This window comes from Aquimarina brevivitae, assembly GCF_004216895.1.
Classification (GTDB): Bacteria; Bacteroidota; Bacteroidia; order Flavobacteriales; family Flavobacteriaceae; genus Aquimarina; species Aquimarina brevivitae.
The window spans coordinates 93,364-119,971 of record NZ_SGXE01000004.1 but is presented as its reverse complement, the minus strand read 5'-3'; the positions used below and the strand labels follow the sequence as shown (position 1 = coordinate 119,971).

24 protein-coding genes and 1 riboswitch are annotated in these 26,608 nt (G+C 35.5%); of the genes, 12 read left to right on the top strand and 12 right to left on the bottom strand.

All coding sequences use genetic code 11. The features are described from left to right. Window positions 1-43: 43 nt before the first annotated feature. The 5 genes from EV197_RS14025 to EV197_RS14005 form a co-directional block, all read right to left on the bottom strand. Window positions 44-1,318, bottom strand: coding sequence for a metal-dependent hydrolase family protein (locus EV197_RS14025; RefSeq protein WP_130287424.1), 1,275 nt, complete (start codon window positions 1,316-1,318; stop codon window positions 44-46). Between the two features lie 177 nt (window positions 1,319-1,495). After that, window positions 1,496-2,296, bottom strand: a complete 801-nt coding sequence (locus EV197_RS14020) for a hypothetical protein (protein WP_130287423.1) — start codon at window positions 2,294-2,296, stop codon at window positions 1,496-1,498. A gap of 42 nt (window positions 2,297-2,338) precedes the next feature. Further along, window positions 2,339-5,236 (bottom strand): DEAD/DEAH box helicase, encoded by a 2,898-nt coding sequence (locus EV197_RS14015; RefSeq protein WP_130287422.1) that lies wholly within the window; start codon window positions 5,234-5,236, stop codon window positions 2,339-2,341. Window positions 5,237-5,415: 179 nt separating this feature from the next. After that, a complete protein-coding gene (locus EV197_RS14010) occupies window positions 5,416-6,582 on the bottom strand; it encodes a DegT/DnrJ/EryC1/StrS family aminotransferase (RefSeq protein WP_130287421.1) in 1,167 nt (388 codons plus the stop codon). A gap of 135 nt (window positions 6,583-6,717) precedes the next feature. Further along, window positions 6,718-8,520, bottom strand: coding sequence for a T9SS type A sorting domain-containing protein (locus EV197_RS14005; protein WP_165389064.1), 1,803 nt, complete (start codon window positions 8,518-8,520; stop codon window positions 6,718-6,720). Window positions 8,521-8,722: 202 nt separating this feature from the next. On the opposite strand from EV197_RS14005, the gene EV197_RS14000 reads away from it, so the two are divergent. Continuing rightward, the gene (locus EV197_RS14000) at window positions 8,723-9,976 is read left to right on the top strand and encodes a 3-deoxy-D-manno-octulosonic acid transferase (RefSeq protein WP_130287419.1); all 1,254 of its coding nucleotides are present in this window, start codon (window positions 8,723-8,725) and stop codon (window positions 9,974-9,976) included. On the opposite strand, the gene EV197_RS13995 is transcribed toward EV197_RS14000, so the two are convergent. Further along, window positions 9,966-10,622 carry a DUF2461 domain-containing protein gene (locus EV197_RS13995; RefSeq protein ID WP_130287418.1) on the bottom strand — a complete coding sequence of 219 codons (657 nt, stop codon included), beginning with the start codon at window positions 10,620-10,622 and terminating at the stop codon, window positions 9,966-9,968. The genes EV197_RS14000 and EV197_RS13995 overlap by 11 nt on opposite strands. A gap of 148 nt (window positions 10,623-10,770) precedes the next feature. Between EV197_RS13995 and EV197_RS13990 the strand changes: the two genes are divergently transcribed. After that, on the top strand, window positions 10,771-11,088 hold the full coding sequence (locus tag EV197_RS13990; protein WP_130287417.1) for a hypothetical protein: 318 nt from the start codon (window positions 10,771-10,773) through the stop codon (window positions 11,086-11,088). A 55-nt stretch (window positions 11,089-11,143) separates the two neighbouring features. Here EV197_RS13990 and EV197_RS13985 read toward each other — a convergent pair whose 3' ends face one another. Both EV197_RS13985 and EV197_RS13980 read right to left on the bottom strand, forming a co-directional pair. Then, on the bottom strand, window positions 11,144-11,758 hold the full coding sequence (locus tag EV197_RS13985) for a deoxynucleoside kinase (RefSeq protein ID WP_130287416.1): 615 nt from the start codon (window positions 11,756-11,758) through the stop codon (window positions 11,144-11,146). Between the two features lie 13 nt (window positions 11,759-11,771). Further along, a complete protein-coding gene (locus EV197_RS13980; RefSeq protein WP_130287415.1) occupies window positions 11,772-12,551 on the bottom strand; it encodes a hypothetical protein in 780 nt (259 codons plus the stop codon). A 231-nt stretch (window positions 12,552-12,782) separates the two neighbouring features. On the opposite strand from EV197_RS13980, the gene EV197_RS13975 reads away from it, so the two are divergent. After that, window positions 12,783-13,205, top strand: a complete 423-nt coding sequence (locus tag EV197_RS13975) for a DoxX family protein (protein WP_130287414.1) — start codon at window positions 12,783-12,785, stop codon at window positions 13,203-13,205. A gap of 182 nt (window positions 13,206-13,387) precedes the next feature. Beyond that, entirely contained in the window at window positions 13,388-14,572 is a 1,185-nt protein-coding gene (locus tag EV197_RS13970; protein WP_130287413.1) for an acyltransferase family protein, read from the top strand. Between the two features lie 3 nt (window positions 14,573-14,575). Here EV197_RS13970 and EV197_RS13965 read toward each other — a convergent pair whose 3' ends face one another. The 3 genes from EV197_RS13965 to metK all read right to left on the bottom strand — a co-directional run bounded on the left by EV197_RS13965 (window position 14,576) and on the right by metK (window position 16,856). After that, entirely contained in the window at window positions 14,576-14,848 is a 273-nt protein-coding gene (locus tag EV197_RS13965) for a hypothetical protein (protein ID WP_130287412.1), read from the bottom strand. Window positions 14,849-15,045: 197 nt separating this feature from the next. After that, window positions 15,046-15,420, bottom strand: coding sequence for a hypothetical protein (locus EV197_RS13960; protein WP_130287411.1), 375 nt, complete (start codon window positions 15,418-15,420; stop codon window positions 15,046-15,048). Between the two features lie 179 nt (window positions 15,421-15,599). Continuing rightward, the gene (gene metK, locus EV197_RS13955; protein WP_130287410.1) at window positions 15,600-16,856 is read right to left on the bottom strand and encodes a methionine adenosyltransferase; all 1,257 of its coding nucleotides are present in this window, start codon (window positions 16,854-16,856) and stop codon (window positions 15,600-15,602) included. Between the two features lie 312 nt (window positions 16,857-17,168). Continuing rightward, a riboswitch (SAM riboswitch) is annotated at window positions 17,169-17,295 on the top strand. Window positions 17,296-17,432: 137 nt separating this feature from the next. Here metK and EV197_RS13950 point away from each other — a divergent pair. From EV197_RS13950 to EV197_RS13930, 5 genes are all read left to right on the top strand, one after another. Next, a complete protein-coding gene (locus EV197_RS13950) occupies window positions 17,433-18,719 on the top strand; it encodes an O-acetylhomoserine aminocarboxypropyltransferase/cysteine synthase family protein (RefSeq protein WP_130287409.1) in 1,287 nt (428 codons plus the stop codon). 80 nt (window positions 18,720-18,799) lie between these two features. Beyond that, window positions 18,800-19,762 (top strand): alpha/beta fold hydrolase, encoded by a 963-nt coding sequence (locus EV197_RS13945; protein WP_130287408.1) that lies wholly within the window; start codon window positions 18,800-18,802, stop codon window positions 19,760-19,762. 10 nt (window positions 19,763-19,772) lie between these two features. After that, complete coding sequence (gene thrA / locus EV197_RS13940) at window positions 19,773-22,187, top strand: bifunctional aspartate kinase/homoserine dehydrogenase I (protein ID WP_130287407.1); 2,415 nt, start codon at window positions 19,773-19,775, stop codon at window positions 22,185-22,187. Window positions 22,188-22,224: 37 nt separating this feature from the next. Next, on the top strand, window positions 22,225-22,650 hold the full coding sequence (locus EV197_RS13935; protein WP_130287406.1) for an OsmC family protein: 426 nt from the start codon (window positions 22,225-22,227) through the stop codon (window positions 22,648-22,650). After that, window positions 22,647-23,828: a trans-sulfuration enzyme family protein gene (locus tag EV197_RS13930; protein ID WP_130287405.1), complete on the top strand. Its 1,182-nt coding sequence runs from the start codon at window positions 22,647-22,649 to the stop codon at window positions 23,826-23,828. Before EV197_RS13935 ends, EV197_RS13930 begins: the two co-directional genes overlap by 4 nt. 35 nt (window positions 23,829-23,863) lie before the next feature. On the opposite strand, the gene EV197_RS13925 is transcribed toward EV197_RS13930, so the two are convergent. Further along, window positions 23,864-24,409 (bottom strand): lipocalin family protein, encoded by a 546-nt coding sequence (locus EV197_RS13925; RefSeq protein WP_130287404.1) that lies wholly within the window; start codon window positions 24,407-24,409, stop codon window positions 23,864-23,866. Between the two features lie 255 nt (window positions 24,410-24,664). Between EV197_RS13925 and EV197_RS13920 the strand changes: the two genes are divergently transcribed. Genes EV197_RS13920 through cysD form a run of 3 tightly spaced genes read left to right on the top strand, consistent with a single transcriptional unit; the run spans window position 24,665 to window position 26,560 of the window. Beyond that, window positions 24,665-24,931 (top strand): DUF2061 domain-containing protein, encoded by a 267-nt coding sequence (locus EV197_RS13920; protein WP_207224218.1) that lies wholly within the window; start codon window positions 24,665-24,667, stop codon window positions 24,929-24,931. Window positions 24,932-24,960: 29 nt separating this feature from the next. After that, complete coding sequence (locus tag EV197_RS13915; RefSeq protein ID WP_130287403.1) at window positions 24,961-25,587, top strand: phosphoadenosine phosphosulfate reductase domain-containing protein; 627 nt, start codon at window positions 24,961-24,963, stop codon at window positions 25,585-25,587. Window positions 25,588-25,621: 34 nt separating this feature from the next. After that, window positions 25,622-26,560, top strand: a complete 939-nt coding sequence (gene cysD / locus EV197_RS13910) for a sulfate adenylyltransferase subunit CysD (protein WP_130287402.1) — start codon at window positions 25,622-25,624, stop codon at window positions 26,558-26,560. The last annotated feature ends 48 nt before the right edge of the window (window positions 26,561-26,608 follow it).

Below are 26,608 nucleotides of genomic sequence, written 5' to 3'. Positions count from 1 at the left end.
TAAAATTGACATCTGAAACCAACTAGTCCTCTTTAGTCCAAAATTATTTTTTATATACCTTACCTTCCTTCATTACAAAGCTTACGTTTTCTAAAGTTTTGATGTCCTTGGTAGGATCTGCATCTACGGCTATAATATCTGCAATGAATCCTTCAGTGAGCTGACCTAATTGATTTTCCATATTCAGGATTTTAGCATTGGTAGTGGTAGCACTTTGAATAGCTTCCATCGCAGGCATACCGGCTTCTACCATATAACCAAATTCCTTTCCATTTTCGCCGTGTTTAAATACGCCAGCATCAGTACCAAAGGCTATACCCACTCCTTTTTCGTAAGCTTTTTTAAACGTATCCTGAATTTTAGGTCCAATTGCTAAGGCTTTTGGTACGATGATATCCGGATAGTAGCCCGCTATTTTTGCTTTTTGAGTTACTTCTTTCCCAGCAGTCATCGTAGGTACCAGATAGGCATCATATTGTTTCATTAATTCCATAGTTTCTTCGCTCATCAAAGTTCCGTGTTCTATGGTTTTTACACCTCCTTTGATAGCACGTTGCATACCTTCATCGCCGTGTGCGTGCGCCGCTACGTGAAATCCATAGTCTTTTGCCGTTTCGCAAATGGCTTTGATTTCTTCGATAGTAAACTGTGGATTGGAGCCACTTTTGGCCACACTCAATACACCTCCCGTTGCTGTAATCTTAATAACGTCCGCTCCATTTTTGTAACGCTGGCGCACTGCTTTTTTAGCATCTTCGGTACTGTTAACCACCCCTTCTTTAGGTCCTGGATCACCCATCAAGTCTTTTCTAGCTCCATTCGTAGGATCCGCATGCCCACCCGTTGTCGCTAATGCTTTTCCTGCGGTGAAGATCCTTGGGCCATCAATTTTACCCTGAGCTATTGCGTTTTTTAGCGCAATATTAACGCCACTACCGCCCAGGTCTCTTACTGTGGTAAAACCAGCTAGCAAAGTAGTGTTAGCATAGCCAACGGAATTAAAGGCTACATCAGCTTCGTTGTTGGTATACCGATCCAAATAGGCCTTAGGATTCGATTCGCTTTCGATATGCACGTGCATATCGATTAAACCCGGTAAAACAGTTTTATTTTTTAAATCGATAACCATATCATCCTTTTTACCATTAACATAGCCGTCCTGGATCTTACTGATTTTGTTATCGGAAACGACAATGGTTTTTTCGTTGAGTACTTTGCCGTTTTTGGTATCGATGACCTTGCCACAATGTAGATAGGTGTCTTGCGCAAAAATCAGCGTACTAACCAGTGCAAAAAAAAGTGTGAATATAGATTTCATAAAGATGAAGTGTTTAAAAAATGTGAAGGTGTAAGATAGTTGAAAAAGGGGAGATGGTCAAGTTTATAGTTGAAGTGCTAAAAGTTTACTTATCCAATGAAGTTTATATGAATCCATTCATTTAATATAATGTCTTAAACTATTTACTTTTAGTTCAATAATATCACAGTAACCTCATTATGCTAGCTTGTTTGGCCATTTAACGCCTGATAATCTGTCGTGATATTCAATTATTTTATCAACTTTCACTTCACCAAATTGATATACTAAATGGCAGGAAGAAAACTCTCGGGATTTTTGCTCATATTTTATTATCCAATCGTCTAATTGTTTTTGTTGTTCTTTACTTCTTTTAGGATAAATTACCTTTATTCCTTTTTGCTTAATTCTATATGGTTTAGGAGTTAATCGGGCACGGTAGCAATTTTGTTTGATACAAAGCCATCTATATAAATAATCAGCATTGAAATCTTCCATCATTTTTTTTGACTCTTTACTTCTAGGGTTAAAGTTTTTGTTTGTGACCAATATCCTATATCCTTTATTGGTTTCGTAAACTCTGAAACCAAGATGAGAATACTTCTTTTGATTTATAGTTTTTTTAATTTTAGTAAGCATCAATTCTTTTACAGATAGATTTTTCCTGAAAAAATGGTCTGTTATTGATTTTGAATAATTATCTACATCGATAAACATGATTCGTTTTGAATTAAGAACCAGCGCTCCATATCTATTTCTTGTAACTATATTTTCATCGTCAATTTTTTCAATTATTTCCTCAACAATATCTGACTCATATTCCTCATCCTTTTGGAGTTCTCCATAAATTATTCGTTGTGCTCGGTTTAATTTATTTTGGGCATCTATAATTGCATCAGATTCTGAAATATTAGATCCTCCATAAACTTTTGACGATTGTTTTATACCATCGATATCTAACTCTTTTGAATATTCCACCCAGATTTTAAAAATTCTCATAATTGCAATTATTAATAATAAATTTACTACGGAAACCTAGCACTATTTCAAAAATTCTGCTAACTCTTCTTCAATATATTCCGGGATGCTATTTACATCAATAATTTCATCAGATAGCGCTTTTTTGCGCTCTTGCAGTTGTAGTATTTTTTCTTCAATGGTGTTTTTGGCAATAAATCGCGTCACCATGACCTGATTGTGTTGGCCAATACGATGGGATCTGGCGATGGCTTGTTTTTCGATAAAGGGATTCCACCACGGGTCTAGTAACACTACATAAGAGGCCTTGGTGAGGTTGATACCAACCCCACCGGCTTTTAGCGAAATAAAGAACAAGGATATCGATTCATCTTCTTGAAACGAATTGACAAGCTGCTCCCTATCCTGGGTTGCCGTTTGACCAGTCAAGGTATTGTAGTTGATGTTATTTTCGTTACACCACTGCTCATACAATTTTAGATGCGATACAAAAGAACTAAATACCAATACTTTTTTATCAGCCCGCACTAGGGTTTTTAGGTATTGCGTAACATCTTCAAATTTACCAGAGACAGTATCCGTTTTTGGATTCACTAAAACAGGGTGATTGGCAATTTGTCTGAGTTTGGTAAGGGTATTGATGACATTAATTTTATTGACAGGTCCGCTATCCAATCCTAATAACAGATTACGTGCCGCAGATTTTTCCGCCTCGTATAATTTTTCTTGTTTGGGTTGCATTTCAGTATACCATACCTGCTCAGATAACTCGGGTAAGTCTTTAGCAACCTGTTCTTTGGTTCTGCGCAAAATGAATGGATCAATAAGCGATTTAAGCTCTTCGATCTTAGCTTCATCCTTATGTTTTTCGATAGGCACCATAAAGTGATCCTTGAAAAAGCTAAAACTTCCTAAAATACCTGGATTGATAAACTGCATCTGGGACCACAAGTCAGCTAGTGAATTTTCAATAGGAGTACCGCTTAATGAAATTTTATGTGTTACTGGTACCGTATTGATCGCTTGAAATACTTTTGAATTCTTGTTTTTTATTTGCTGACTTTCATCAATGATCAGATAATGGAAACTTGCTTTTTTAAACGCTTCAATATCTTTTGTCAATGTGGTGTATGTCGTCAATACAATATCATAAGTTTCTAGGTAAGGCGTGATGTTTTTGCGTTCGGCACCGATATACTTTACGATATTCAGTTGTGGGGCAAATTTTAAAATTTCCTGTGCCCAGTTAAATACTAAAGATGAGGGTAACACAATAAGCGCTTTCAAAAACGTTTTCTTTTCTAAAGGGCTACTAAACAAATCAAATTGTATACGCTCTACTTCTTCTTCATTGGGTTGCAGCTGTTCTTTGGCGTACAATAGGGCTGCAATCGTTTGCAGCGTTTTCCCTAATCCCATGTCGTCCGCCAAACAAGCGCCTAATCCGTTGTGATAATGATTGACCAGCCATTGCACACCTTCAAACTGATAAGGGCGAAGAGTAGCTTTTAAATCCTTTGAGGGTTGATAATCCACAGTTTCTAAATCTTCAACAGGGATGGATTCTGCCGGAACAATATCCTTAAGGATCGTATAATTGTTTTTGTTAACCTTAATTTCTTCATTCTCAACAGTGCCAAAATCAGCTAACTTTTTATATCGGTTCATCCACTCTTGCGGAATGATAAAAATAGAGGTGTCGTCTATAGGAAAATGGTGATCATTATTACGAATGTATGTTATAAACTTAGTAAATGGAATTTGTTGATTACCGATGGTAACAATACCCTTAATATCGAACCAGTCATTTTTTTGTTGATTCGTTATTTCAATACTGTGATCCTGTAACAGTATCGATTTATCCAGGTGTTGAGGTGGATGTATAGTGAATCCTGCCGCTACTAACTCAGTTTTATGCTTTTTAACCCAATCCAAAATTGCGTAATCGTCTTTTTGATTTTTTAGTTCAAAAAGTAAGGATTGATTTTCAGTCAGACCTAGCTTTATAAGTTGATCAGCAATGATTTGTTCATTTTCAGTATTTCGCCTTGTTTGGATAATTTCGATTTGATCGTCCTCGTAACTTACTTCAGATGCTGTCTTTTTATTGCTATTATGGTTAAAAGTGTAGTTTTCGTAATCGTAATTAAGTTGGATTACGTAGCTATCCTTGATAAAATCTTGCACGAATTCTACACCATAGGATACTATGTTTTCTTTATAAATGATATCAAAACCCTTAGCCTCAACTTCTATATTTTTAATAATCGGAACAATAACTTTTTCCATATAGGTTTTAATATGTTTTTGTTCAATGATTATTTTTTCTTTATTTCTGAAGGGTTTTAGTTTATTAGCATTGAGATCTTTGAGCTGTGCTAAGGTTTGATCTATTATAATCCACGAAGGTTCATTAACCAAAATTTGAATGCTATGTTTATGAGGGCTTAGTATGTTTTCTTCGTAATTCAGCTGGAAGGCATATTCAATACCCTCATCGGTTTTGGTAAATTGTAGTTTGGGATCAATAGGTTGATGCGCTATTTGCAGCCTGAAATTTTCGAGATGTTCTTTACGCTTGGCTTCATAGGTAGTTGGATATTGATTTTTATACAGCAGTTGGTAAAAGGTGTTCAACTTACGATGTACAAAGTTCAGAAGTACTTCGTTAACCTTACGATCTTTTTCTAGTTCGGTCAACGGAATTGTTTTTCTTCTTTTTTTAGGCTGAAAGCGTTGTTCTAAAGCTGCGGGTTTAAGTTCATTACATAAGTTTAGTAAATGCTGATGATCGGTTTGCTCAACAGGAATTTGATAGCTGCTAAGCGTAGCCTGAGTTGTATTTTTTTCGATATAATTGAGCGTACCATCTTTCGTAGAAGCAATATAGGCTTCAGGTAATGGCGGGATGTGCTGAAAATTATGGTCAACAATGTTATAACAGATGCAAAAATGCTCCATTTTATAAGTAGGTTTTATTGGGGTGTATAATTCCTGTTACATACAAAGAATGATACGGTTTTACTATGGGTTACGTATAGGTTCTGCGATATCAGGACGCGCTTATCTATGATATTTTGAAAATCGACAGGCTACTTTTGATATTACTACTAAACCTTATTAAGAAGGTATATTATTATTTATTTATTTAAAAATTCAATCACCGTAGTAGTGATAAATTCAATTTGCTCATCATCAAGTTCGGTGTGCATCGGTAGCGAGATTACCTCTTTTACCAATTGATTGGTCACTGGGAAATCAGCTTCGTTATAACGATCATCTGTATAGGCTTTTTGATTATGGAGCGGAATAGGGTAGTATACACCGCAGGGAATTCCATTATCATTAAGGTGCTTCACTAAGGCATCTCGGTCTGCATCTACTATACGCAAGGTATATTGATGAAATACATGGCAATTACATGTATCACAGATTGTAGAAGCGGCTGAGTCGCAATTTCCTTTTACCCTGGGGGTAATAATATGGGCAATCCCTTCAAATGCCTTATTGTATTTCTTAGCAGCTGCTCTACGAGCATTATTGTAGCTATCCAATAATGGTAATTTTGCTCTCAGTATTACCGCTTGAATGGAGTCCAAACGTGAATTTACACCAACCACATCGTGATGGTATCTAACGTACATCCCGTGATTGACAATACCTCTTATGGTGTGTGCTAAATCATCATCGTTAGTAAAGATCGCTCCACCATCTCCATAGCACCCTAAATTTTTAGAAGGGAAAAATGAAGTAGCTCCGACATGTCCAATTCCACCGGTTTTAACTTTTTTTCCATCTTTAAATTGATAGGTTGATCCTATACCTTGTGCATTGTCTTCAATAACACACAAATTATGTTCTTCAGCAATGGCCATAATTTCATCCATATTGGCAATTTGGCCAAATAAATGAACAGGTACTATTGCCTTTGTTTTTGGTGTAATCGCTTTGCGAATGGCTTCAGGGTTAATATTGAAGGTGTCTGGCTCCACATCTACTAACACAGGGGTTAGTTTTAATAGCGCGATCACTTCGACGGTTGCTGCAAAGGTAAAATCTGCGGTGATTACTTCGTCTCCCTGCTCTAAGCCAAGTCCCATCATAGCAATTTGTAAGGCATCGGTACCGTTGGCACACGGGATAACATGCTTTACATCCAGATACTCTTCTAACTCTTTTTGAAAACTGTGTACTTCTGGACCATTGATAAAAGCGGTGTTATCAATAACCTCTTGGATAGAAGTATTTACCTGATCTTTAATTTGCTCATATTGACCTTTAAGGTCTACCATTTGTATTTTCTTCATAAGATGCAATGCTATAACCCGACGAAAGTACAAAATATTGTAGCTTTTGCCAATGGAACAGCCAGTTTTGGATTATTTTTATAAGATATAATCCAAGAACTGGCTGAGTTGTCCCTACCTACTTTATTTTTAGTATTATTCTTTTACAAATTTAAACGTTTGATTATCATTTAGCTGTAGAATATAGATTCCGCCAGCTAATGGTGCTAATTGGTTTGAGATATCAAAAGAGCGTTGTTGGTTATTTTTAAGCTCAAATGCATTTATCTTTTTACCAGTGATATCGTAGATGTTAACTTGCAACTGATCTTTATTGATATCACTTGATATATTTAGGGTTGCGAAATCTTTTACTGCATTTGGTGTAATGTTTATCGAAGTAGTTGTACTAGCTAGATTTTCTTGGGTCGCAGTTGTCGCTAAACCTTCATTAATATTGCCTACAACAAATCCTGAAATAATGCTACGCTTAAAATTACCTTTGCTTTCTCCATTCAGGAAAATATTATACACCCCGTCATCGAGGTTCTGGGTATTAAGATAATAGCCATCTTCTTTTTTCTGAAAGGAAACCACCTGTGGAATCTCACGTAATGATGTACCATTAATAGTAGCAGTTTTAGTTAAGATACCACGAACTTCTATAGACTCCGGCGTTTCTAGGTTTTTAGCCCCTGCTGAAAAATCAACCTTTAAAATAGGGTGTTCGGCTGGTTGAAGCTCTAAGGTCATTTTGATACTATTATCTTGCTTTATAAATGCTGCAAAACGTGAATCACTTTTTAACGTCGTATTATTTTCGGTTAAGGTGATTGTAGTTGCGTTAGGCTTTTCACTGTATTGCTTGGTAGTAGTTAGGTTTTTTCCTTGCTGATCAAAAATGTTAAATGTAGCAGTCGGATCTTCGTGAATGATATTGGCTATAGCAAAGCTTGAATTTTTGTCAAAAACTACCTTGTCATATTCATTATCAGAATAGAGGATATAATAATCGCTTTCTGTTTTGTAGGGATTGGTGTTTTCTGATACTAAAACATTCGATTGTGCAGCTCTATTTTGCATATACATCTTTACGTAAGGCCACGAAAATTTTCCTAAGCTTACATCCAAGTGGTCAAAGAATGCACGCGAATCATTTTTTCTGAATACATATTCAGCACCCGGTCTAAGTGTACTTCTATAAGGCGCAACACCGTCATTGGCGCCTTGTACCGGTAAAAGCACATTTCCGGTGGCAGTAAAAGCTGCTCTTGCCAATAGGTTGGATCCTAAGAAATAACCGCAAGAACCTAATACAACAAACTTTTCAGGCTCATTATTAGGGTTGTTATCAAAATAGGGACGCACCACGTCTCTACAATAATAAGTAGTAGAGGTTACTGCGCCTTCATTTAATCCAGTCAGTTTCCATGCCCAATTGAGTAATGGAAATTGAGATATATTGGCTAAATACGTTCCCCAGTAAGGGGTGCCTAGTGCAAAAACTTGATTTACTTTATTTTTCTTTCCATAATGAATCATCGCAGCTTCAGATGCTTTGCCTCCATTACTATGGGCAATAATAGTTACATCATCTACATTATACTTATCTGTTACGATATCTATAGCTTCTGCGAGTAGTTCACCATTAACCCAAATTCCTCCCCCACGGGTAGTAGCAACAAAGACAGCTTGATAACCTTCTTTATATACTTCTTTATAGAAGGAGTTGTCGAATAAAAATTGTGTTTGGTTAAGATCGATGTAGCCGTGATTAAAAAGGATCACCTTGCCATTATAATTAGGAGGCGTTACACCATAATGTATCGTAGATGTAAATAAGGGACCGATGTAAAATGGATTAAGCTTATCAGGAGTTGGTAGTTGTTCCTCTTTAAAGTTTTGAGCAAACAATAGGGCACAAGAAAACAGGGCCAGTAGGGTAATTTTTAGTTTCATAAGATTGAGTTTGTGTAAAGTCGATGTCAATTTAATAAAAATCATGTATTAATTTTATTAAAATGATATTTTTTTAATACTAGATTTGAATAGTTGGTAAATAAGAATATTAAAATGTTAATTAAAGAACTTTTAAAGACCGCGGTTTTTCTCGATTTTGAGGAAAGAAGTGTATTTTAGCTTCGTATTAAAAAGGAACCTTTTGAAACATTTATACGATTTATTAATAGCTACTGTTAATGCAGTTTTGCCTTTGCTTGGAGGAATTAATCCTAAACTGAACAAATTCGTCGAAGGAAGAAAAGGTGTGCTTGAGTTTCTTAACAAGAAAATAGCTCCTGAGGATACGGTGATTTGGTTTCATTGTGCATCCCTAGGGGAATACGAGCAAGGCGTACCGGTAATGAAGGCGCTTAAGCAAAAATATCCTACGTATCAACTGTTGGTTACCTTTTTTTCCCCTTCAGGTTATGAAGCTAAAAAAAATAGCAAACTGGCTGATATAATTTGTTATCTGCCATTAGATACTAAATCCAATGCTAAAAATTTTATGCAAGTTGTTCATCCTAAGCTCGCGGTTTTTGTGAAGTATGAGTTTTGGCCTAATTACTTAAGAGAATTAGAAAACATTAAAACACCAACCTTCTTTATTTCAGCTGTATTTCGAAAAAATCAAACCTTTTTTAAATGGTACGGGGGCTTTATGCGTAAAGCTCTAAAGTGTGCTAATCATTTTTTTGTACAGGATAAAGAATCTTTACATCTAGTTGAAAGTTTAGGGTTCACTAATGCCTCTTTAAGTGGTGATACCCGTTTTGATCGTGTTTCGCATCAAATCGAAATGGATAATTCGGTTGATTTTATAGAGGCTTTTATTGCTGAGAGAACGTGTATCGTTTTAGGGAGTACCTGGCCGGAGGATGAAGCTGTTTTCGTAGAATTCATTAATAAAGCTCCAGAGGATTGCTGTTTTATTATTGCACCTCATGAGATCAAAGCTCAAAAAGTAACTAGTCTAGTGGGAAAGTTGACGGCAGCAACAGTGTTATATTCACATAAAGAGGGGAAAGAATTGAAAAATTTTCAGGTCTTTGTTATGGACACCATTGGATACCTTTCGAGAGTTTATAGTTATGCAGATATTGCCTACGTAGGAGGAGCAATGGGGACTTCGGGCTTGCATAACATCTTAGAGCCAGCCACATTTGGTATTCCAATCGTTATTGGTAAGAATTTCGAGAAATTTAGAGAAGCGAAACAATTACAAAAACTAGCGGGGCTATTTTCTGTAGCAAACCCAAAAGAATTTAGTGAAATAATGAATAAATTATTGATCGATAAAAAATTTAGAGAAAAATCAGGAATGATTGCTGGTCACTTTATCAATAGTAATACTGGAGCGACCAATATCATTTTGGATGGGGTTCGAACTTATTTGGAGAAAATTATACCGTAACCGCCTGGTTAAGGTAGCGACGAAAAGGTAACATTTCTTTGTAGAGTGCTATTACTTTTTCATCAAAACCCTGATCGATAACTTCCTTTTTATTTAATCGATGTTCTACAGCAAAGGTTTTATGTCTCAAAAGATCAATAAATCGATGATCTTGACTAAATCCTTTTGGAGCGTTTGTTAATTTATCTTCAGTTTCTATGAGGTTGCCAAACGTATTTTTAAAACTTTTTTTGTTGATAATTTCTAAAAATTCTTCGCCGTTATAATCAATAGCTTCTCGTATGCTAGTAAGGATTTTAGTTCCTGGTTTCCAGTAGCCTCCCGCTACAAAGGACTCTGAAACTCCTAAGTGAATATAAAAGTCCCCTTGTTTGCTTCGTTGATCAAGTCCGGCACCAAAATGGTCTTTATAGATTGGCTTGTTAGGGTGATATAAGAGATTATTATTTATTCGGTTGATCGCTTTTTTACCAGGTGTATCGTAGTAATCGGAATCAATTTGAAGCAGTCGTTGATTTATCATATCCAGCCATTTGATATAATCATCTCTTATTTGATGATATCGTTTTCTATGGGCATCCATCCATTCCTTAGAATTGTTTTGCTGTAATTCTTCCAGGAAATCATATAGCTGAGCAAAATTCATTTTTTAATTCAAATAAACTTTAAAATTCGTGTTGATTGCAATGTTTTAATACTTTTTGTGATAAAATTATAAAAGTATTAATGCACGTTTGTGGGGTGAAATTCTATTTTTAGTCCAGTATTAATAACAACTAACTAATTTTAAAATTATGAAACGATATTTTTTAGCTACAACAATATTATTATTTGTGGCATTTTCCCTAAATTCTTGTAGAGAAACAAACAAGGAGGAAGAAAAAGTAGAAGAAACTGTTGAAGAAACAGGAGATGCCTTAGAAAATGCGGCAGAGGAAACCGGCGATGCTTTGGAAGATGCTGCAGAGGAAACTGAAGACGCTTTAGAGAATGCTGCTGAGGAAACAGGAGATGCGATGGAGGATGCCGCTGATGATGCAGAAGATACTATGGAAGAAGGTGTTGATGAAATTAAAGAAAACACCGGTACAGGTGGAACAGATGATAATTAATTCCCTGTACTTATTACCTTATTGTAAAGTCCATCTTTAGATGGGCTTTTTTTAGTTAAAATAACCCGTGGAGTTCTGCGTCTATTCGGTTGATTATGTTACCCAAATCTTCTGGATTGTCAACAAAATTTAAGTGATCTACATCTACCACTAACAAGTTTCCTTTGTCATAATCGTGTGCCCATGCTTCGTATCGCTCATTAAGTCTACTTAAATAGTCAATACTTATGGTATTTTCATAGTCTCTACCACGCTTGTGTATTTGAGCGACTAGGTTTGGAATACTACTACGTAAATAGATTAAGAGGTCAGGGCCTTCCACCACACTTTCCATTAAGTCAAAAAGAGAACGATAGTTTTCGTAATCTCGATTGGTCATCAGGCCCATGGCATGTAAGTTAGGAGCAAAAATATAGGCGTCTTCATAAATCGTTCGATCTTGAATGATATTTTTACCACTTTCTCTAATGTCTAATATTTGTCTAAAACGACTGTTTAAAAAATAGATTTGCAGATTAAAAGACCATCGCTCCATTTTATTATAGAAATCTTCTAGGTAAGGGTTCTCCAAAACATCTTCGTACTGTGCTTCCCATTTAAAATGTTTAGCTAATAGTTTGGTTAATGTCGTTTTACCAGCACCTATATTTCCTGCAATGGCTACATGCATAATTCAATTATTTTTAAAGCGATTTTAGTTCAAAACCGAATAGTTTTGGGAAGTCGTAAATATAAAGGATTTCATCAGTAACATAAAACTGTTTCAGCTTAATTTCTGGTAGGGATAATGCAGTTTTCTCTTTAAAGTCTTTAGAATAAATAAAAATTTTATTTTCCGAAAGCACATAGAATTGCTCATCAAACAGTTGCAAACAATCAAAGTTTTCATTAGCTCTTTCTTCAACCAAACTGCCGTAAATGTTAAATGTATATACCTTTTCTTTTGTGAATAACCAGCAAAAATTAAAATTGCTGTATTGATATAGGGGTAAACCAACAATGGGTTGAGTTTTTAATATAAGCTTTTTTGTTCTGCTGTTTAATAAAACCAACTGCTGTGTATTATTGTCAAAAACCCATATCGCATTGTCATTGGCAGGGCTAACCAAATGTGCATTAGTAATTAAAGGAATTTGGTTAAAGTCAATTCTGTTGATTTCATTGAGGTATTTGTCAATAAAAACAACAGTATTAGCATTACCATAAAAGAGAAGTATTTTTAAGGGATTTAAGATCGAAACATACGTTAATTCGCCAAGTGTAAAATCCGTAAATTGATAACGATTCGTATTCCAGTCTTTATAAAGCACATTGTCTTTAGCGTAAACAATTCCATCGAATGGATCAACACCCCAAAATCGATCCGCTGGTATAGTGATCATAGAAGCCGGAGACTGAATTTCTTGAGCAAAAGTGTCAAAGAAACCTGCTGCTATTAGTAAAAAAAGAAGTATTTTTTTCATAGGATTTAAAGTACGAAAATAAATCTTTTAGAAGAGATATGCTATACAGCTGCTTGCATAAAGTAATTATTGTTTTCTTAGGTAATCGAGGACCATTCTATAATGACTGTTATAATAGAGTGTGTCGTTTAACTGAAAATTAAAGAAATTTACCTGAAAAGCTGGTTTTTAATGGTTTAATTTCCTAAAAATTAGTAACTTATAATAGTTTAACCAATAAATTATACAATTATGCCTACAATTAAATCTTTAAACAAGTGGGCCAATGCTCATACATATTATATGTTGGACTTATTGCGCATAGCGCTCGGCGTATTTCTCTTTTTAAAAGGAGTAAATTTTATTGCCAATAGCCAAATCCTGGTAGATCTTTTAAATCCAGTTCAAAATTTAGCCGGATCGATGATTGTGATCCATTATGTAGCTCCAGCGCACCTGATCGGTGGAATTTTAATTGCCTTCGGGTTACTAACCAGATGGTCGGTGGCAGCGCAATTACCTTTACTATTTGGAGCAGTAATAATTAACTTTGTTGGAGAAATGAATGTTGTCAATCTCATAGTGGCAAGCGTAGTATTACTTTTATGTATCTTTTTTCTTTTTTATGGATCCGGAAAACATTCTGTGGATTATTACCTCAAGATGCAGCAGTAAAGATATACTTGAATTGAATTACGAGAAGACGTGAATTTTCACGTCTTTTTTTATATCTATTTTGTAATCATTGATTTAGGAATAAAAAATCGTGTTAGATCGTAAAAAATGATTAGCTTTGCGCCTTTAAAAATAATAAGTTATTTCATTGCTTTTTACCAGTAACCCAACTAACCTACTTTATGAGTAATTCATCTAACCGACTGCATTATATTGATGCGATTAGAGCTTTTGCAATTTTAATGATGCTTCAAGGTCATTTCGTATATGCCTTATTATCCGACGAATTCAGAGATCGTACCAGTACAATTTATACGGTTTGGGAATATTTTAGAGGAATTACGGCGCCAACCTTCTTTACTATAACAGGTTTTGTATTTATCTTTTTATTACTTAAAAATAAGGTTCAGGGATTGAAAAACCCAAGAGTTGCTAAAGGAATAAAGAGAGCATTAAAACTAATATGCTGGGGGTATTTACTACGATTAAGCTTGTATGCTTTGTTTTCAGGTAAAATCAATGCTTCATTTTTAATGGTGGACGTATTGCAGTGTATTGGTCTTTCTTTACTATTATTGATTGGTACCTATGTTTTGATGCACCGGTTTAACTTACGAATACTACAATACACGTTCTTAACTATTGGCTTTGTCATTTTTTTAGTTCACCCGTGGTATGACAAAGTAGCTTTACCTAATTTTCCTGAAGCTATAGCCAATTATTTAACCAGTATTTACGGTTCTGTATTTACTATTTTTCCCTGGTTTGGTTATGTTTGTTTTGGAGGATTCTTAGCGATTATTTTCAAGAGGTTTGGTGAACAGCCCAAATTCTATCCGTTTATTACCAGTTTATTATTTGCTGCCGGCTTTGCATTAATTCTGTTTTCTTCTCCATTATTGGTATGGCTACACGAGTTTACAGGTGTTGAATTGTTTCAGGCTGTGGCTTATAATAATTTCTTATATATGCGCTTAGGTGATGTTTTTGTATTGTTTGGAATATTCATTACCCTTAAAAAATTGTTTACTAACCCGTTAATCACTAAAATAGGAAGCAGAACCCTATCTATTTATATCATCCATTTTTTTATTTTATATGGTACGTGGACCGGCTTAGGACTTAGCAAGTTTCTTAGCAGATCTCTTTCGGGTTACCAGGTAATCGGTGGTGCGCTACTTTTTATCTTTACGGTATGTTTCATTGTACTAACTTATTATAAAAATGAAGACAGATTGTTAAGGATAAAAAATGTCTCCACGCAATACCTATTAGACTTACTTGTTAATGCTAAAGATCAAATTCTAAACTCTAGTAGTATTAAAGTTGTTCAGAGTAGTTATAGAGCTATTAAGCAACGATTCTAAGTTTTAAAAATCGGTTAGCTTAGTGTCAGCTTTCTGTAGTTTCATCTCTACGAAAACAGTGTCTACTACCCTGAATACTGTTTGTTTTTGTCTTCTTAAATTTCTTTTTGCTCGCTTTTTCTGTAAGTTCTCTAGTATTGTATCTATTTCAGTATAATTAATTTTGCTATCTAAAGTATTTTGATTTAGCTCACTTTTCTTGGTGTTTTTTTGCTGAGCGAATCCGGTAGCAAATAACAAAGTAAATAGTACGGTGTATAAAAATTTTAGTTTCATAACATATTTTTTTGGTTAATAATTATCCTTTTAATCTTCAATTGCTAAATTAAATCATAACCCTATGTAATGCTAGAGGGAAAACAACCCTTTTTGTATGGGGATATTTCCTTATCCTCTTGTTTACAACACGTTATAAAAAATAAGCAGAATTGGAGTTGCCAATTCTGCTTATAAATGAAATTAAAATTTTAGTCTTACCACCCGGATAGTTGAATTTGCTCGGAAGGTCTTTTTGAAGATACGTAAACAGTATCAATAGTTTTATACAGCTGGACGTATTCCTCATTGTTTTTAACCTTTTTGCGACTACGTTTCATTTTTTTCATAATCTTCTTCCATTCTTTATCACTGATTATATGATCCTCCTCATTTGATCTTTTATTAGTAGAGGAATGGGATGATGTTAGGGTTAATGTAGCAGTAGATATGTTTTTGTCTACATTAAATTCTCCGTCTTCAATTTTATCATCTAATACTCTAATGGATTCGGTATTGCTACTATAGTCCTGTGCGTAACACTGTATAGTGATTATGGATAATATTGCCGTGAAAGCAAGTTTATAGTTCATTGTCAATGATTTAGTAATTTTACAAACTGCCCAAAGATAGTTGTTCTTTAAAAGGTGCTATGTACTAACTAGAATTCGTAGTCAGGTAAATAGAATTTGTTTTTGGGTTTTTGGTAATCTATGATTAATTCATTTTGCAAATAATTGAATATCATAAATTTAAGCATAAAAAATAACATTTACAGGCCAAAAGCTTGCTTTACTTTATCCACATAATCTAATTTCTCCCAGGTAAAAAGCTCTACATCTAATTCAACCTTGCCAGAATATGGACTTTCGAATACTTTACGAACGGTTTTGGATTCTTTGCCCATATGTCCATAAGCAGCGGTTTCTTTATAAATCGGATTACGGAGTTTAAGCCTGCTTTCAATTGCAGCTGGTCGCATATCGAATAGTTCAGCTACTTTTTGAGCAATTTCACCATCAGTAAGCTCAACATTACTGGAGCCATAAGTGTCTACAAATATAGACGTGGGTTCCACAACACCGATGGCATACGAAACCTGTACTAAAATTTCATCTGCCACTCCTGCTGCCACAAGATTTTTAGCAATATGTCTTGAGGCATATGCCGCAGAACGGTCTACTTTACTAGGATCCTTACCAGAAAAAGCACCACCACCATGAGCACCTTTACCACCATAAGTGTCTACAATAATTTTTCTACCTGTTAAACCAGTATCTCCGTGAGGACCACCGATCACAAATTTACCGGTGGGGTTTATATGATATACTATTTTATCGTTAAATAATTGTTGAACATATTCTGGTAATTGGGCGATGACTCTAGGCATTAATATCTTTACAATATCCTCTTTAATTTTAGCCAACATCGTGTTATCATCTGTGTCGAAATCATCATGCTGAGTCGATACAACGATAGCGACTATTCGTTGCGGAATATTATCATCACTATATTCAATAGTAACCTGACTTTTAGAGTCTGGTCTTAAATATGGTATTTCTTTACCTTCTCGCCTTAATTTAGCAAGTTCAATTAAAATTTTATGAGATATATCTAAGGCCAATGGCATATAATTGGCGGTCTCTTTGGTAGCATAACCAAACATCATGCCTTGATCACCAGCACCTTGCTCTTCTTTAGAGCTTCGATCGACACCTTGGTTAATATCTTGTGACTGCTCGTGTATTAAGGATATAACACCACAAGAATCCCCACTGAATTGATAAGCTCCTTTAGTATAACCAATTTCGTTGATAACCTCGCGGGCTAAGTTTTGTACGTCTAAATACGTTTTTGACTTTACTTCTCCTGCAAGTACGACCTGTCCGGTAGTTACCAGTGTTTCGCAAGCAACTTTAGACTCCGGGTCAAATGCTAAAAAATTATCCAATAATGCATCACTAATTTGATCTGCTACTTTGTCTGGATGTCCTTCAGATACACTTTCTGAGGTAAATAAATAAGCCATTCTTTCTATTTTGTTTTATGGAAGTATTTGTCATTGCTTTTGGCTAAAACGCAGAAAAAAACCGAGGCATTATTCATCTGTTTTAGCATTTGATACTCAAGCAATACTCTTTTTAATTCGTATTAACAAAGAAGCTTGGTATTTAGGGTTGCAATCAGTCAAATCTTTCCCTTAAAATTCTGCGCAAAGATAAAAATATTGCAAACACAAAAAAGCTTTTAACCAAACCTTAATTAAATTTATTGGAGAATAAAATTTTTCTTTTCAAAAATATTAGTAGCTTTGCTCTTAAGTTTCTTATACATACTTAGACAGTTATCAAGAAAGGTGGAGGGAATAGACCCTATGAAACCTTAGCAACCCTTTATTCGTAAAGAAGGTGCTAAATTCTATCCGTTACAGTGATGGTTTGCATTCTGTAAATAGGAATAGATAACACACGCAATAATGCATTCGCTATTATTGTACTTTCCTTTCTTTTTAATTTTCTATACGCTACACCCTAAATGATCAAGGTGTATGATGTATTTAGATTCTGTTTAAACATAGTTTAACCAAAATTTAAATCAGAAAATTATGAGCACATCAAAAATTGCAACACATGCATTACACGCTGGACACGACGTAAAAAGTAATGGAGGAACACGAGCGGTTCCGATTTATCAAACCACATCTTATGTGTTTAACAATGCAGAGCACGCCGCTAACTTGTTCAACTTAAGCGAGCCCGGTTTTATTTATACGCGCTTAAACAATCCAACAAACGATATTTTAGAGCAGCGGTTGGCTACCATTGAAGGAGGTATTGGTGCGGTAGTAACCTCTTCAGGTACTGCAGCGATACACACTGCCTTACTTACACTACTTAAAACAGGCGATCATATCGTTGCCTCTAGTAGTTTGTATGGCGGTACATACAATCTGCTGAATGTAACTTTACCACGATTAGGAATCAAAACTACTTTTGTTGACCCTTCAGAACCCGAAAATTTTAAAAATGCTGTACAGGAAAATACGAGAGTATTTTTTGTTGAATCTTTAGGAAACCCCAAATTAGATGTATTAGATCTAAAAGCGATTTCAACACAAGCTCAATTGGCTAAAGTTCCGCTTATTGTGGATAATACAGTAGCTACACCGGCATTGTTAAATCCAATTCAGTATGGAGCTAATATTGTAATTCATTCGCTTACCAAGTTTATCGGTGGAAATGGAACCTCTATGGGAGGCGTAATCATTGATGCTGGAAATTTTGATTGGTCAAATGGTAAGTTCCCTGAGTTTACTGAACCTTCTCCTGGCTATCATGGTCTTGTATATCACGAAGTTTTAGGTCCTGCTGCTTTTATTGCTAAAGCTAGAATTGAAGGCCTACGCGATTACGGGGCGGCATTGAGTCCATATAATGCATTTCAGATTATACAAGGGCTAGAAACACTGGATGTAAGAATAAAGAAGCAAAGTGAAAATGCATTGGTATTAGCCCAGTGGCTACAAACCAAAGAAGAAGTAAGTTGGGTAAGATATCCAGGTTTAGCTGACGACCCCTATAATGAATTGGCAAAAGAGTATCTATCCAAAGGTCAAAGTGGAATAGTCACTTTCGGTGTTTCAGGAGGGTTTGAAGCCGCAAAGAAGATTGCAGACGAGACTAAGCTATTCTCTTTATTAGCTAATATTGGTGATTCTAAATCCTTGATTATTCACCCAGCAAGTACAACCCATCAGCAATTGACAGAAGAACAACAAGAATCAACTGGCGTTACCAGTGATTTGATTCGATTATCTGTTGGTTTAGAAGATATCGAAGATTTAAAATCAGATCTCGCTGAAGCATTTAAAAAATTAAAAGTCACTGTTTAATCGCTTACGAATAGACTTAGCGGACAATGTACATAGGTCTTCGTGGCTTTGCAAATTACATTTTTATAAATGGTATAATTATGCTTCAATCGATAAACATAGAAAACTTTACAACCGAAAATCAAAAAGTGGTAAGCAAGCTTTCACTTTCTTATGAGACTTTTGGATTACCGCTCCATTCGGCACCAGTGGTTTTAGTCAATCACGCGTTGACAGGTAATTCAACGGTTTGTGGTAAACATGGCTGGTGGAACGGTTTAATCGGGCCTGATAAGTGTATCGATACAAATCGGTATACCATATTGAGCTTTAATATTCCAGGAAATGGATATTATGAATCTAAGGATGTATTTAATGATGATTATAAGCTTTTTACGGCTTCAGACATAGCAGCTTTATTTACGCTTGGGCTATCCCAATTAGGTGTTGATCAATTGCATGCACTTATTGGTGGATCGGTAGGAGGGGGTATCGCTTGGGAACTTGCAGTTCAAAATCCAAACTTAATTCACCATTTAATTCCGGTAGCTACAGATTGGAAGTCTACGGATTGGTTGAAAGCAAACTGTTTAGTACAAGAGCTTATTTTAAAAAACTCTAGCAATCCAGTACATGATGCAAGATTGCACGCTATGATGCTCTATCGGAGTCCTAAGTCTTTTAAACAAAAGTTCAATCGATCTTTTAATGAGGATAAATCCATGTTCAATGTCGAAAGCTGGTTATTGCATCATGGAGATAAACTTACCAAGCGATTTCGTTTGGATGCTTACCTGGGTCTTAATCACATCTTAGCTAACATTGATATAAGTAAATCCTACGGAAGTTTTGAAAATGCTCTGGAAAAAGTATCATCCCAGATCGTTATCATCAGTGTAGATTCTGACACTTTTTTTACTCTAGAAGAAGATGTAATGACTGTTGAAAAACTCCGTGCCATAGATAAGAAAGTGAACCACGGCATCATTCGGTCTGATCATGGGCATGATGCTTTTTTGATAGAGTTTGAACAGCTAACAGAAATTATAAAAGATATTTTTTAATCTAAGTAATATGAAAATTGTAAAGTTTGGAGGAAAATCGTTAGCCAACGGTGCTGGACTTCATAGGGTGGTAGAGATTATAACGCAAAAAGTTCAAAATAAAGAGAAAATAGCAGTAGTGTTATCTGCAAGAGGAAACAGTACTAATGAACTTGAAGAAATACTAGAAAAAGCTGCAAAAAATAAAAACTTTCAGGAGCAGTTACAAGCCTTTAAGCAATATCAATATGGTGGTTTCGCTGGACTTGACTTCCAAGAGGAATTTGAAACCCTGGATAAATTATTAGAAGGAGTGTATCTGCTGAAGGATTATAGTGATCGGATCAAAGATCAGGTATTATCTCTAGGAGAAATTATTGCTGCCAAGTTACTTACTCAATTATTAACAGAAAATGGTATACAAGCCAGGTTTACAGATAGTAGAAAGCTTATCGTTACCGATGATGAATTTGGTAATGCACAGCCGCTAGAGGCATTGTCAAAGGAAAATGTCTTAACGCATTTTAGTCAATTTAACGGAGAAACTGTACACGTAGTGACTGGTTTTATCGCTGCAAATATGAATAAGGAAACAACGACATTGGGCCGTAACGGTAGTAATTATACAGCATCTCTTTTATCGAATTATTTAAATGCAGAAGAGCTTCAAAATTATACACACGTCAATGGGATTTACACTGCAAATCCTGATTGGGTAAAAGGAGCTAGAAAGATTGAACATTTATCGTTTAACGAAGCCAACGAGTTGGCCAATTTTGGCACTTCTATTTTACACGCAAAAACTATAATTCCATTACTAGAAAAGAATATTCCGCTTAGGATATTGAACACCTTTGATGATACTAATTCTGGTACGCTGATAACTAAAGAGTCTACCGAAAAAGGTATTAAGTCACTATCTGTTTTGGAACAAATGGCCCTTATTAACTTTAAGGGGCGTGGATTATTGGGTAAGGTAGGTGTTGATGCAAGAATTTTTAGTGCCTTAGCCGCAAAGCATATCAGCGTTAGTATTATCGCGCAGGGATCATCAGAGAGGGGTATAGGCTTTGTTGTAGATGCCAAGCGAGCGGAGGAAGCAAAACACGCTTTAAAGCAAGAATTTGAACTTGAATTTAATACAAATGATGTTACGGAAATCAGTATAGATCAAGAGGTCTCGGTAATCTCCATTATCGGGCAAGATTTAAAGACTTTTCACAAACCCTACAGTGCTTTGGTAAAGAATAACATCACTCCATTATTGTTTAATAACGCTATTACAGGCGATAATGTTAGCCTTGTAGTGAAACAAGATGATCTGCACAAAGCTTTACACGTCATTCATGGAGAAATTTTTGAAATTGCTAAAAAGATCAATATTGCCATTTTTGGTCACGGATTAGTGGGCGGTACGTTGATTGACCAAATTATACAATCAGCTTCGGAGATTGAAAAGAGAAAGGGAATTAAGTTGACTATTTTTGCGATTGCGAACTCTAAAAAAGTGCTGTATCCTACAACAGGATTAGATAGTGATTGGCGGCAATCAATAGAAAATCAAGGAGTTTCGTATACTATTAAGGATGTTATTACTTATGCCAATGAACATCACCTCGAAAATTTGATCGCCATTGATAATACTGCAAGTGAATCTTTTACTGCTAATTACATACCCTTGATCGAAAATGGCTTTGATTTGGTATCATCGAATAAAATTGCCAATACCTTACCCCATGATTATTATAAAAAGTTAAGAAAAGTATTGCAGGCACATCAAAAGGAATATTTATATGAAACTAATGTTGGAGCTGGGCTTCCATTGATAGATACCATTAAATTATTACACCTTTCGGGAGAAAATATTACAAGAATTAAAGGTGTCTTTTCGGGTACACTCAGTTACTTATTCAACACCTTTTCTGAAAGCGATACTTCATTTAGTAAAGTTTTAAAAGCGGCTATGGATAAAGGATTTACCGAACCAGATCCGAGAGAGGATTTATGCGGCAATGATGTGGGAAGAAAATTGTTAATCTTAGCTCGAGAACTTGATTTGATTAATGAAATGGATGAAGTGCAAATTCACAATCTTATTCCTGAAGCCTTAAGAGAAGGAACTGTAGAGAATTTTATTAATAATTTGTCGCAATTGGATAAGGTGTATGATGAAATCAAAAAAGACCAAAAGCCCAATCATGTCCTCAGATATATTGGCGATCTTTGGGGAGATTTGTCAGAAAGCAAAGGTAACCTAGAGGTCAAGTTGGTTTCAGTACCTCAAGATAGTACCTTAGGACAGGTAAAAGGATCTGACTCAATTTTTGAGATTTATACAGCATCCTATGGAAATCAGCCTATTGTAATTCAAGGTGCTGGAGCAGGTGCAGCAGTGACTGCAAGAGGAGTTTTTGGTGACCTATTGCGACTAGCGAATAAAGGATAGAACTTATTTAAGAATTAAAAAATATAAATAATTAGAGATGAAAATAAAGCTAAACAGAATAGATAACGACTATCATTTTGAACTTAAAAACGAACGGGGTCACGTAACTTTTATTGATAGTAAAGCAGAAGTTGGTGGCCACGATCTGGCTCCCAGCCCAATGGAATATGTGTTGATGGGTGTAGCTGGCTGTAGTGCTATTGATATCATTTCTATTTTAAAAAAACAACGACAAGAGATTACAGCATATAGCGCAGAAGTAGAAGGGGTCAGGGTACCTATTGATGGTGCTAAACCGTTTAAAGATATTTTTGTAACTGTTTATCTAGAAGGAGAAATTGCTGAAGAGAAGGCAAAACGAGCGGCACAGTTATCGTTCGAAAAATATTGTTCGGTTTCCAAAACATTGGAGCCTACGGCTAAAGTAACTTATAAAGTAGTGGTGAATAATAAAGAAGTATGAGTAAACCCGAAGACAATTTTGAAACCAATGCGATAAGAACGCAAGTGGCTAAATCACAATTTTTAGAACATTCAGTGCCACTCTATCTTACATCAGGATTTACGTTTGAAGATGCTGAAGAGATGAGAGCTTCGTTTGCGGAGGAGAAACAACGTAATTTGTACAGCCGCTTCAGCAATCCTAATACAACAGAATTTGTAGAAAAAATTTGCGTATTAGAAGGAGCAGAGGATGGATATGCTTTCGCTACAGGCATGGCTGCAGTTTTTTCTACATTCGCGGCCTTATTGAATGCAGGAGATCACATTGTTTCCGCCCGATCGGTTTTTGGTTCAACACATTCTTTATTTACTAAATATTTTCCGAAATGGAATATTCAAACCAGCTATTTTCAGGTAAATGAGGTACACCAAATTGAATCATTAATTCAACCCAATACTAAAATTCTTTACGCTGAATCGCCTACCAATCCAGGGGTAGATGTATTAGATTTAGCATATTTATCTAGTATTGCAAAAAAGCATGACTTATTATTGATCATTGATAATTGTTTTGCTACCCCTTATTTGCAAAACCCAATACAATTTGGAGCGGATTTGGTGATCCATTCTGCAACAAAGATGATTGATGGTCAGGGAAGGGTGCTAGGAGGAGTTACCGTAGGAAGAAAGGATTTGATCAGAGAAATTTACCTTTTTTCAAGAAATACAGGTCCGGCATTATCGCCATTTAATGCCTGGGTGTTGTCCAAAAGTTTAGAAACCCTGGCAGTAAGAGCAGAAAAACATTGTACCAATGCGCTTCAACTCGCGGAATATTTAGAAAATCATCCAAAAGTTAATTGGGTAAAATATCCTTTCTTAAAATCACATCCACAATATGAAATTGCTAAGAATCAAATGCGATTAGGTGGAAGTATTGTTGCTTTTGAAGTGAAAGGCGGATTGCAAGCCGGTAAATCATTTTTTGATAGTATAAAGATGTGCTCGCTGTCTGCAAACCTTGGAGATACTAGAACTATAGTAACCCATCCCGCATCGACTACACATAGTAAATTAAGTAAGGAGGATAAATTAGCAGTAGGAATTACCGATGGTATGGTTCGGTGTTCTTTGGGTCTAGAACACATTGAGGATATTGTTAACGATATTGCCCAAGCCCTCGAAAAGGTAAATTAAAAAACCCTGAGCATTTACTCAGGGTTTTGAGTTTATTAGTTTTTAGATAAGGTAATCTCTAAAGTACCATCCAATGTAAACGTAGTATTGTCTACAACAACCTCTTCATCCAGCGAAACGGCCAATGCCATAGTATCCGTAGTTAAATTGGTAATCGTAAAATTAGTTTGCTGATCAAGTGTTACGGTGATTAAGTTATTCCCTTCAACACTCCAGGTACCAGAACCTAAATAATCAGGAAAATCTTCTTCAACTACAACTGGATCTTGCGTTGGTATCTGAACCGTAATATCTAAGCTAAAACCGCCCGTACTGGTATAGGTATTGGCAGCTTCGCCAGTACCTTCAACAAAAGTTATTACAGCGGTATAATTTTTACCTTCTGCGGTAAAACTTCCAGTGATTGGAATATTTTCAACTGTTCCAGAAAAGCGTCCATCATTCGATACGACACTAGTGACTTCCCAAGTTCCCGGTATTAAGGATTCATCAACAGTTAACGTTCCGTCATCATCACTACTACACCCAAATGAGGTTACAATTAAAAGTAGTAATACAAAATAATTAATGTTTTTCATCATAATTGAGTTATTAAAATTCAAGGTAAAATATAAAAAAAACTGAATTGTTCCCTTTTTATAAAAGTATCTTTTGGCAAAAAGCAGGGGACATTTTAATTATTAACGATTATAACTCGATTTTCTTGTTCTATTCATAAAAATCAAATAATTGAAAATAATTCTCTACTAAATTGGTAGGATAATAAAAATTAATACTTACATTTGTTGCATACCCTATTAATTCGATAGGGTATTAGTATTAAAAAGAATTATATAATGATTGTAGACCAAATGATATTAGATAAGGTAGGAACAAAAAAGACATCTTATGAAGAAGATAGTACTTCTGAAAGTCCTATACGTAGTATTGCCAAGGCAGTCAGTTGGCGTGTTATCGGCACATTAGATACCTTGATTGTTTCTTACCTGTTCACAGGAGAATTGGTATTGGCGTCTTCAATCGCTTCTATTGATTTTATAACTAAGATGCTGCTTTATTTTTTTCATGAGCGAATCTGGAATCGAATTAAATGGGGCAAGTAGAAATAAAAAACGCACTAAATTTCATATAGATGGACTTTACAAAAGAAGAAATCGAACAATTAAATAAAAATTTTAGAGAGAAGTCTCCGCTAGAAATTGCAAAATGGGCAATTGCAAAAGCAAAGCGCCCAGTAGTTACCACTAATTTCAGGCCTTATGAAGCAGCTATACTTTATGTGGCTGTTAATGCTTCAAAAGAAATACCGGTAATCTGGTGTGATTCAGGTTATAACACACCTCAAACCTACCGGCACGCAGGGGTTTTAATAGATCAATTAAGTTTGAATATAAAATTATATGTACCAAAACAAACCGTTGCACATCGAAATGAAATTATGGGTATTCCGGATATAGATGATCCTATGCATAAGGCGTTTACAGAACAGGTAAAACTGGAACCCTTCAAAAGAGCTATGGAGGATTTCAAACCAGATGTATGGTTTACCAACTTAAGAAAAGGGCAAACGGCTTTAAGGGACTCACTGGATATTTTAAGTGTAAGTAAAGATGGAACACTCAAGGTAAGTCCATTTTATCACTATTCAGATGATGCCTTGGATGCATACTTAAAAGAAAATAACCTGCCAAATGAGTTCAAATACTTTGATCCAACGAAAGTTTTAGAAAATAGAGAATGTGGTTTACATACTAATTAAGCTATAATAAATTAGAAATAAGAAATAATAGGCTATGGAAGTCATTGAAAAAACAGAAATAAAAAATAAAGAACGTCAAATATTGGAAGTAAACGCTTTGGAAAGTGAGGCGATTTACATCTTCAGGGAAGTAGCATCACAATTTGAACGACCTGTTTTATTATTTTCTGGCGGAAAGGATTCAATTACACTAGTGCGACTTGCACAAAAGGCATTTTTTCCGGCTAAAATTCCATTTCCACTTTTACATATTGATACCGGGCATAACTTTCCTGAAACCATAGCTTTTAGAGACAAGCTGGTAAAAGAATTGGGGGTAGAATTGATTGTTAGAAAAGTGCAAGACTCTATTGATCAGGGAAAAGTTATTGAAGAAAAAGGAAAATATGCAAGTCGCAATGGACTACAAACGACGACTTTATTAGATGCTTTAGAAGAGTTTAAGTTTGACGCCGCCATTGGTGGAGCGCGTAGGGATGAAGAGAAAGCGAGAGCTAAGGAACGAATCTTTTCTGTACGCGACGATTTTGGGCAATGGGATGAAAAAAATCAACGCCCAGAATTGTTTGATCATCTTAACGGTAAAATAGAATTAGGTCAAAATGTAAGAGTATTTCCAATAAGTAACTGGACAGAACTGGATGTTTGGAACTACATAAAAAAGGAACAAATAGAGATCCCATCAATTTATTTTGCGCATAAGCGCAAAACATTTTTCAGAGACGGTATGATTTGGTCTGCGGAAGATAGCGTAGTACATCGCGAAGATGATGAGATCGTAGAGGAGCGTATGGTACGTTTTCGAACCGTTGGAGATATGTCCTGCACAGCAGCAGTTTTATCAGATGCTACTACGATTGAAAAAGTAGTTCAAGAGATTAGAAACTCTAAAATATCCGAACGTGGTGCAAGAATCGACGACAAAAGATCTGAAGCTGCTATGGAAAAACGCAAGCAACAAGGATATTTTTAAATCTAAAGAATTGTAAAAACGATTACCAAAAGCCAGAACAGGCGTATT

Coding starts and splice junctions, on each gene's coding strand:
- EV197_RS14025 (WP_130287424.1), bottom strand. CDS start 1,318: ATGAAATCTATATTCACACTTTTTTTTGCACTGGTTAGTACGCTGATT.
- EV197_RS14020 (WP_130287423.1), bottom strand. CDS start 2,296: ATGAGAATTTTTAAAATCTGGGTGGAATATTCAAAAGAGTTAGATATC.
- EV197_RS14015 (WP_130287422.1), bottom strand. CDS start 5,236: ATGGAGCATTTTTGCATCTGTTATAACATTGTTGACCATAATTTTCAG.
- EV197_RS14010 (WP_130287421.1), bottom strand. CDS start 6,582: ATGAAGAAAATACAAATGGTAGACCTTAAAGGTCAATATGAGCAAATT.
- EV197_RS14005 (WP_165389064.1), bottom strand. CDS start 8,520: ATGAAACTAAAAATTACCCTACTGGCCCTGTTTTCTTGTGCCCTATTG.
- EV197_RS13995 (WP_130287418.1), bottom strand. CDS start 10,622: ATGAATTTTGCTCAGCTATATGATTTCCTGGAAGAATTACAGCAAAAC.
- EV197_RS13990 (WP_130287417.1), top strand. CDS start 10,771: ATGAAACGATATTTTTTAGCTACAACAATATTATTATTTGTGGCATTT.
- EV197_RS13985 (WP_130287416.1), bottom strand. CDS start 11,758: ATGCATGTAGCCATTGCAGGAAATATAGGTGCTGGTAAAACGACATTA.
- EV197_RS13980 (WP_130287415.1), bottom strand. CDS start 12,551: ATGAAAAAAATACTTCTTTTTTTACTAATAGCAGCAGGTTTCTTTGAC.
- EV197_RS13975 (WP_130287414.1), top strand. CDS start 12,783: ATGCCTACAATTAAATCTTTAAACAAGTGGGCCAATGCTCATACATAT.
- EV197_RS13970 (WP_130287413.1), top strand. CDS start 13,388: ATGAGTAATTCATCTAACCGACTGCATTATATTGATGCGATTAGAGCT.
- EV197_RS13965 (WP_130287412.1), bottom strand. CDS start 14,848: ATGAAACTAAAATTTTTATACACCGTACTATTTACTTTGTTATTTGCT.
- EV197_RS13960 (WP_130287411.1), bottom strand. CDS start 15,420: ATGAACTATAAACTTGCTTTCACGGCAATATTATCCATAATCACTATA.
- metK (WP_130287410.1), bottom strand. CDS start 16,856: ATGGCTTATTTATTTACCTCAGAAAGTGTATCTGAAGGACATCCAGAC.
- EV197_RS13950 (WP_130287409.1), top strand. CDS start 17,433: ATGAGCACATCAAAAATTGCAACACATGCATTACACGCTGGACACGAC.
- EV197_RS13945 (WP_130287408.1), top strand. CDS start 18,800: ATGCTTCAATCGATAAACATAGAAAACTTTACAACCGAAAATCAAAAA.
- thrA (WP_130287407.1), top strand. CDS start 19,773: ATGAAAATTGTAAAGTTTGGAGGAAAATCGTTAGCCAACGGTGCTGGA.
- EV197_RS13935 (WP_130287406.1), top strand. CDS start 22,225: ATGAAAATAAAGCTAAACAGAATAGATAACGACTATCATTTTGAACTT.
- EV197_RS13930 (WP_130287405.1), top strand. CDS start 22,647: ATGAGTAAACCCGAAGACAATTTTGAAACCAATGCGATAAGAACGCAA.
- EV197_RS13925 (WP_130287404.1), bottom strand. CDS start 24,409: ATGATGAAAAACATTAATTATTTTGTATTACTACTTTTAATTGTAACC.
- EV197_RS13920 (WP_207224218.1), top strand. CDS start 24,665: ATGATTGTAGACCAAATGATATTAGATAAGGTAGGAACAAAAAAGACA.
- EV197_RS13915 (WP_130287403.1), top strand. CDS start 24,961: ATGGACTTTACAAAAGAAGAAATCGAACAATTAAATAAAAATTTTAGA.
- cysD (WP_130287402.1), top strand. CDS start 25,622: ATGGAAGTCATTGAAAAAACAGAAATAAAAAATAAAGAACGTCAAATA.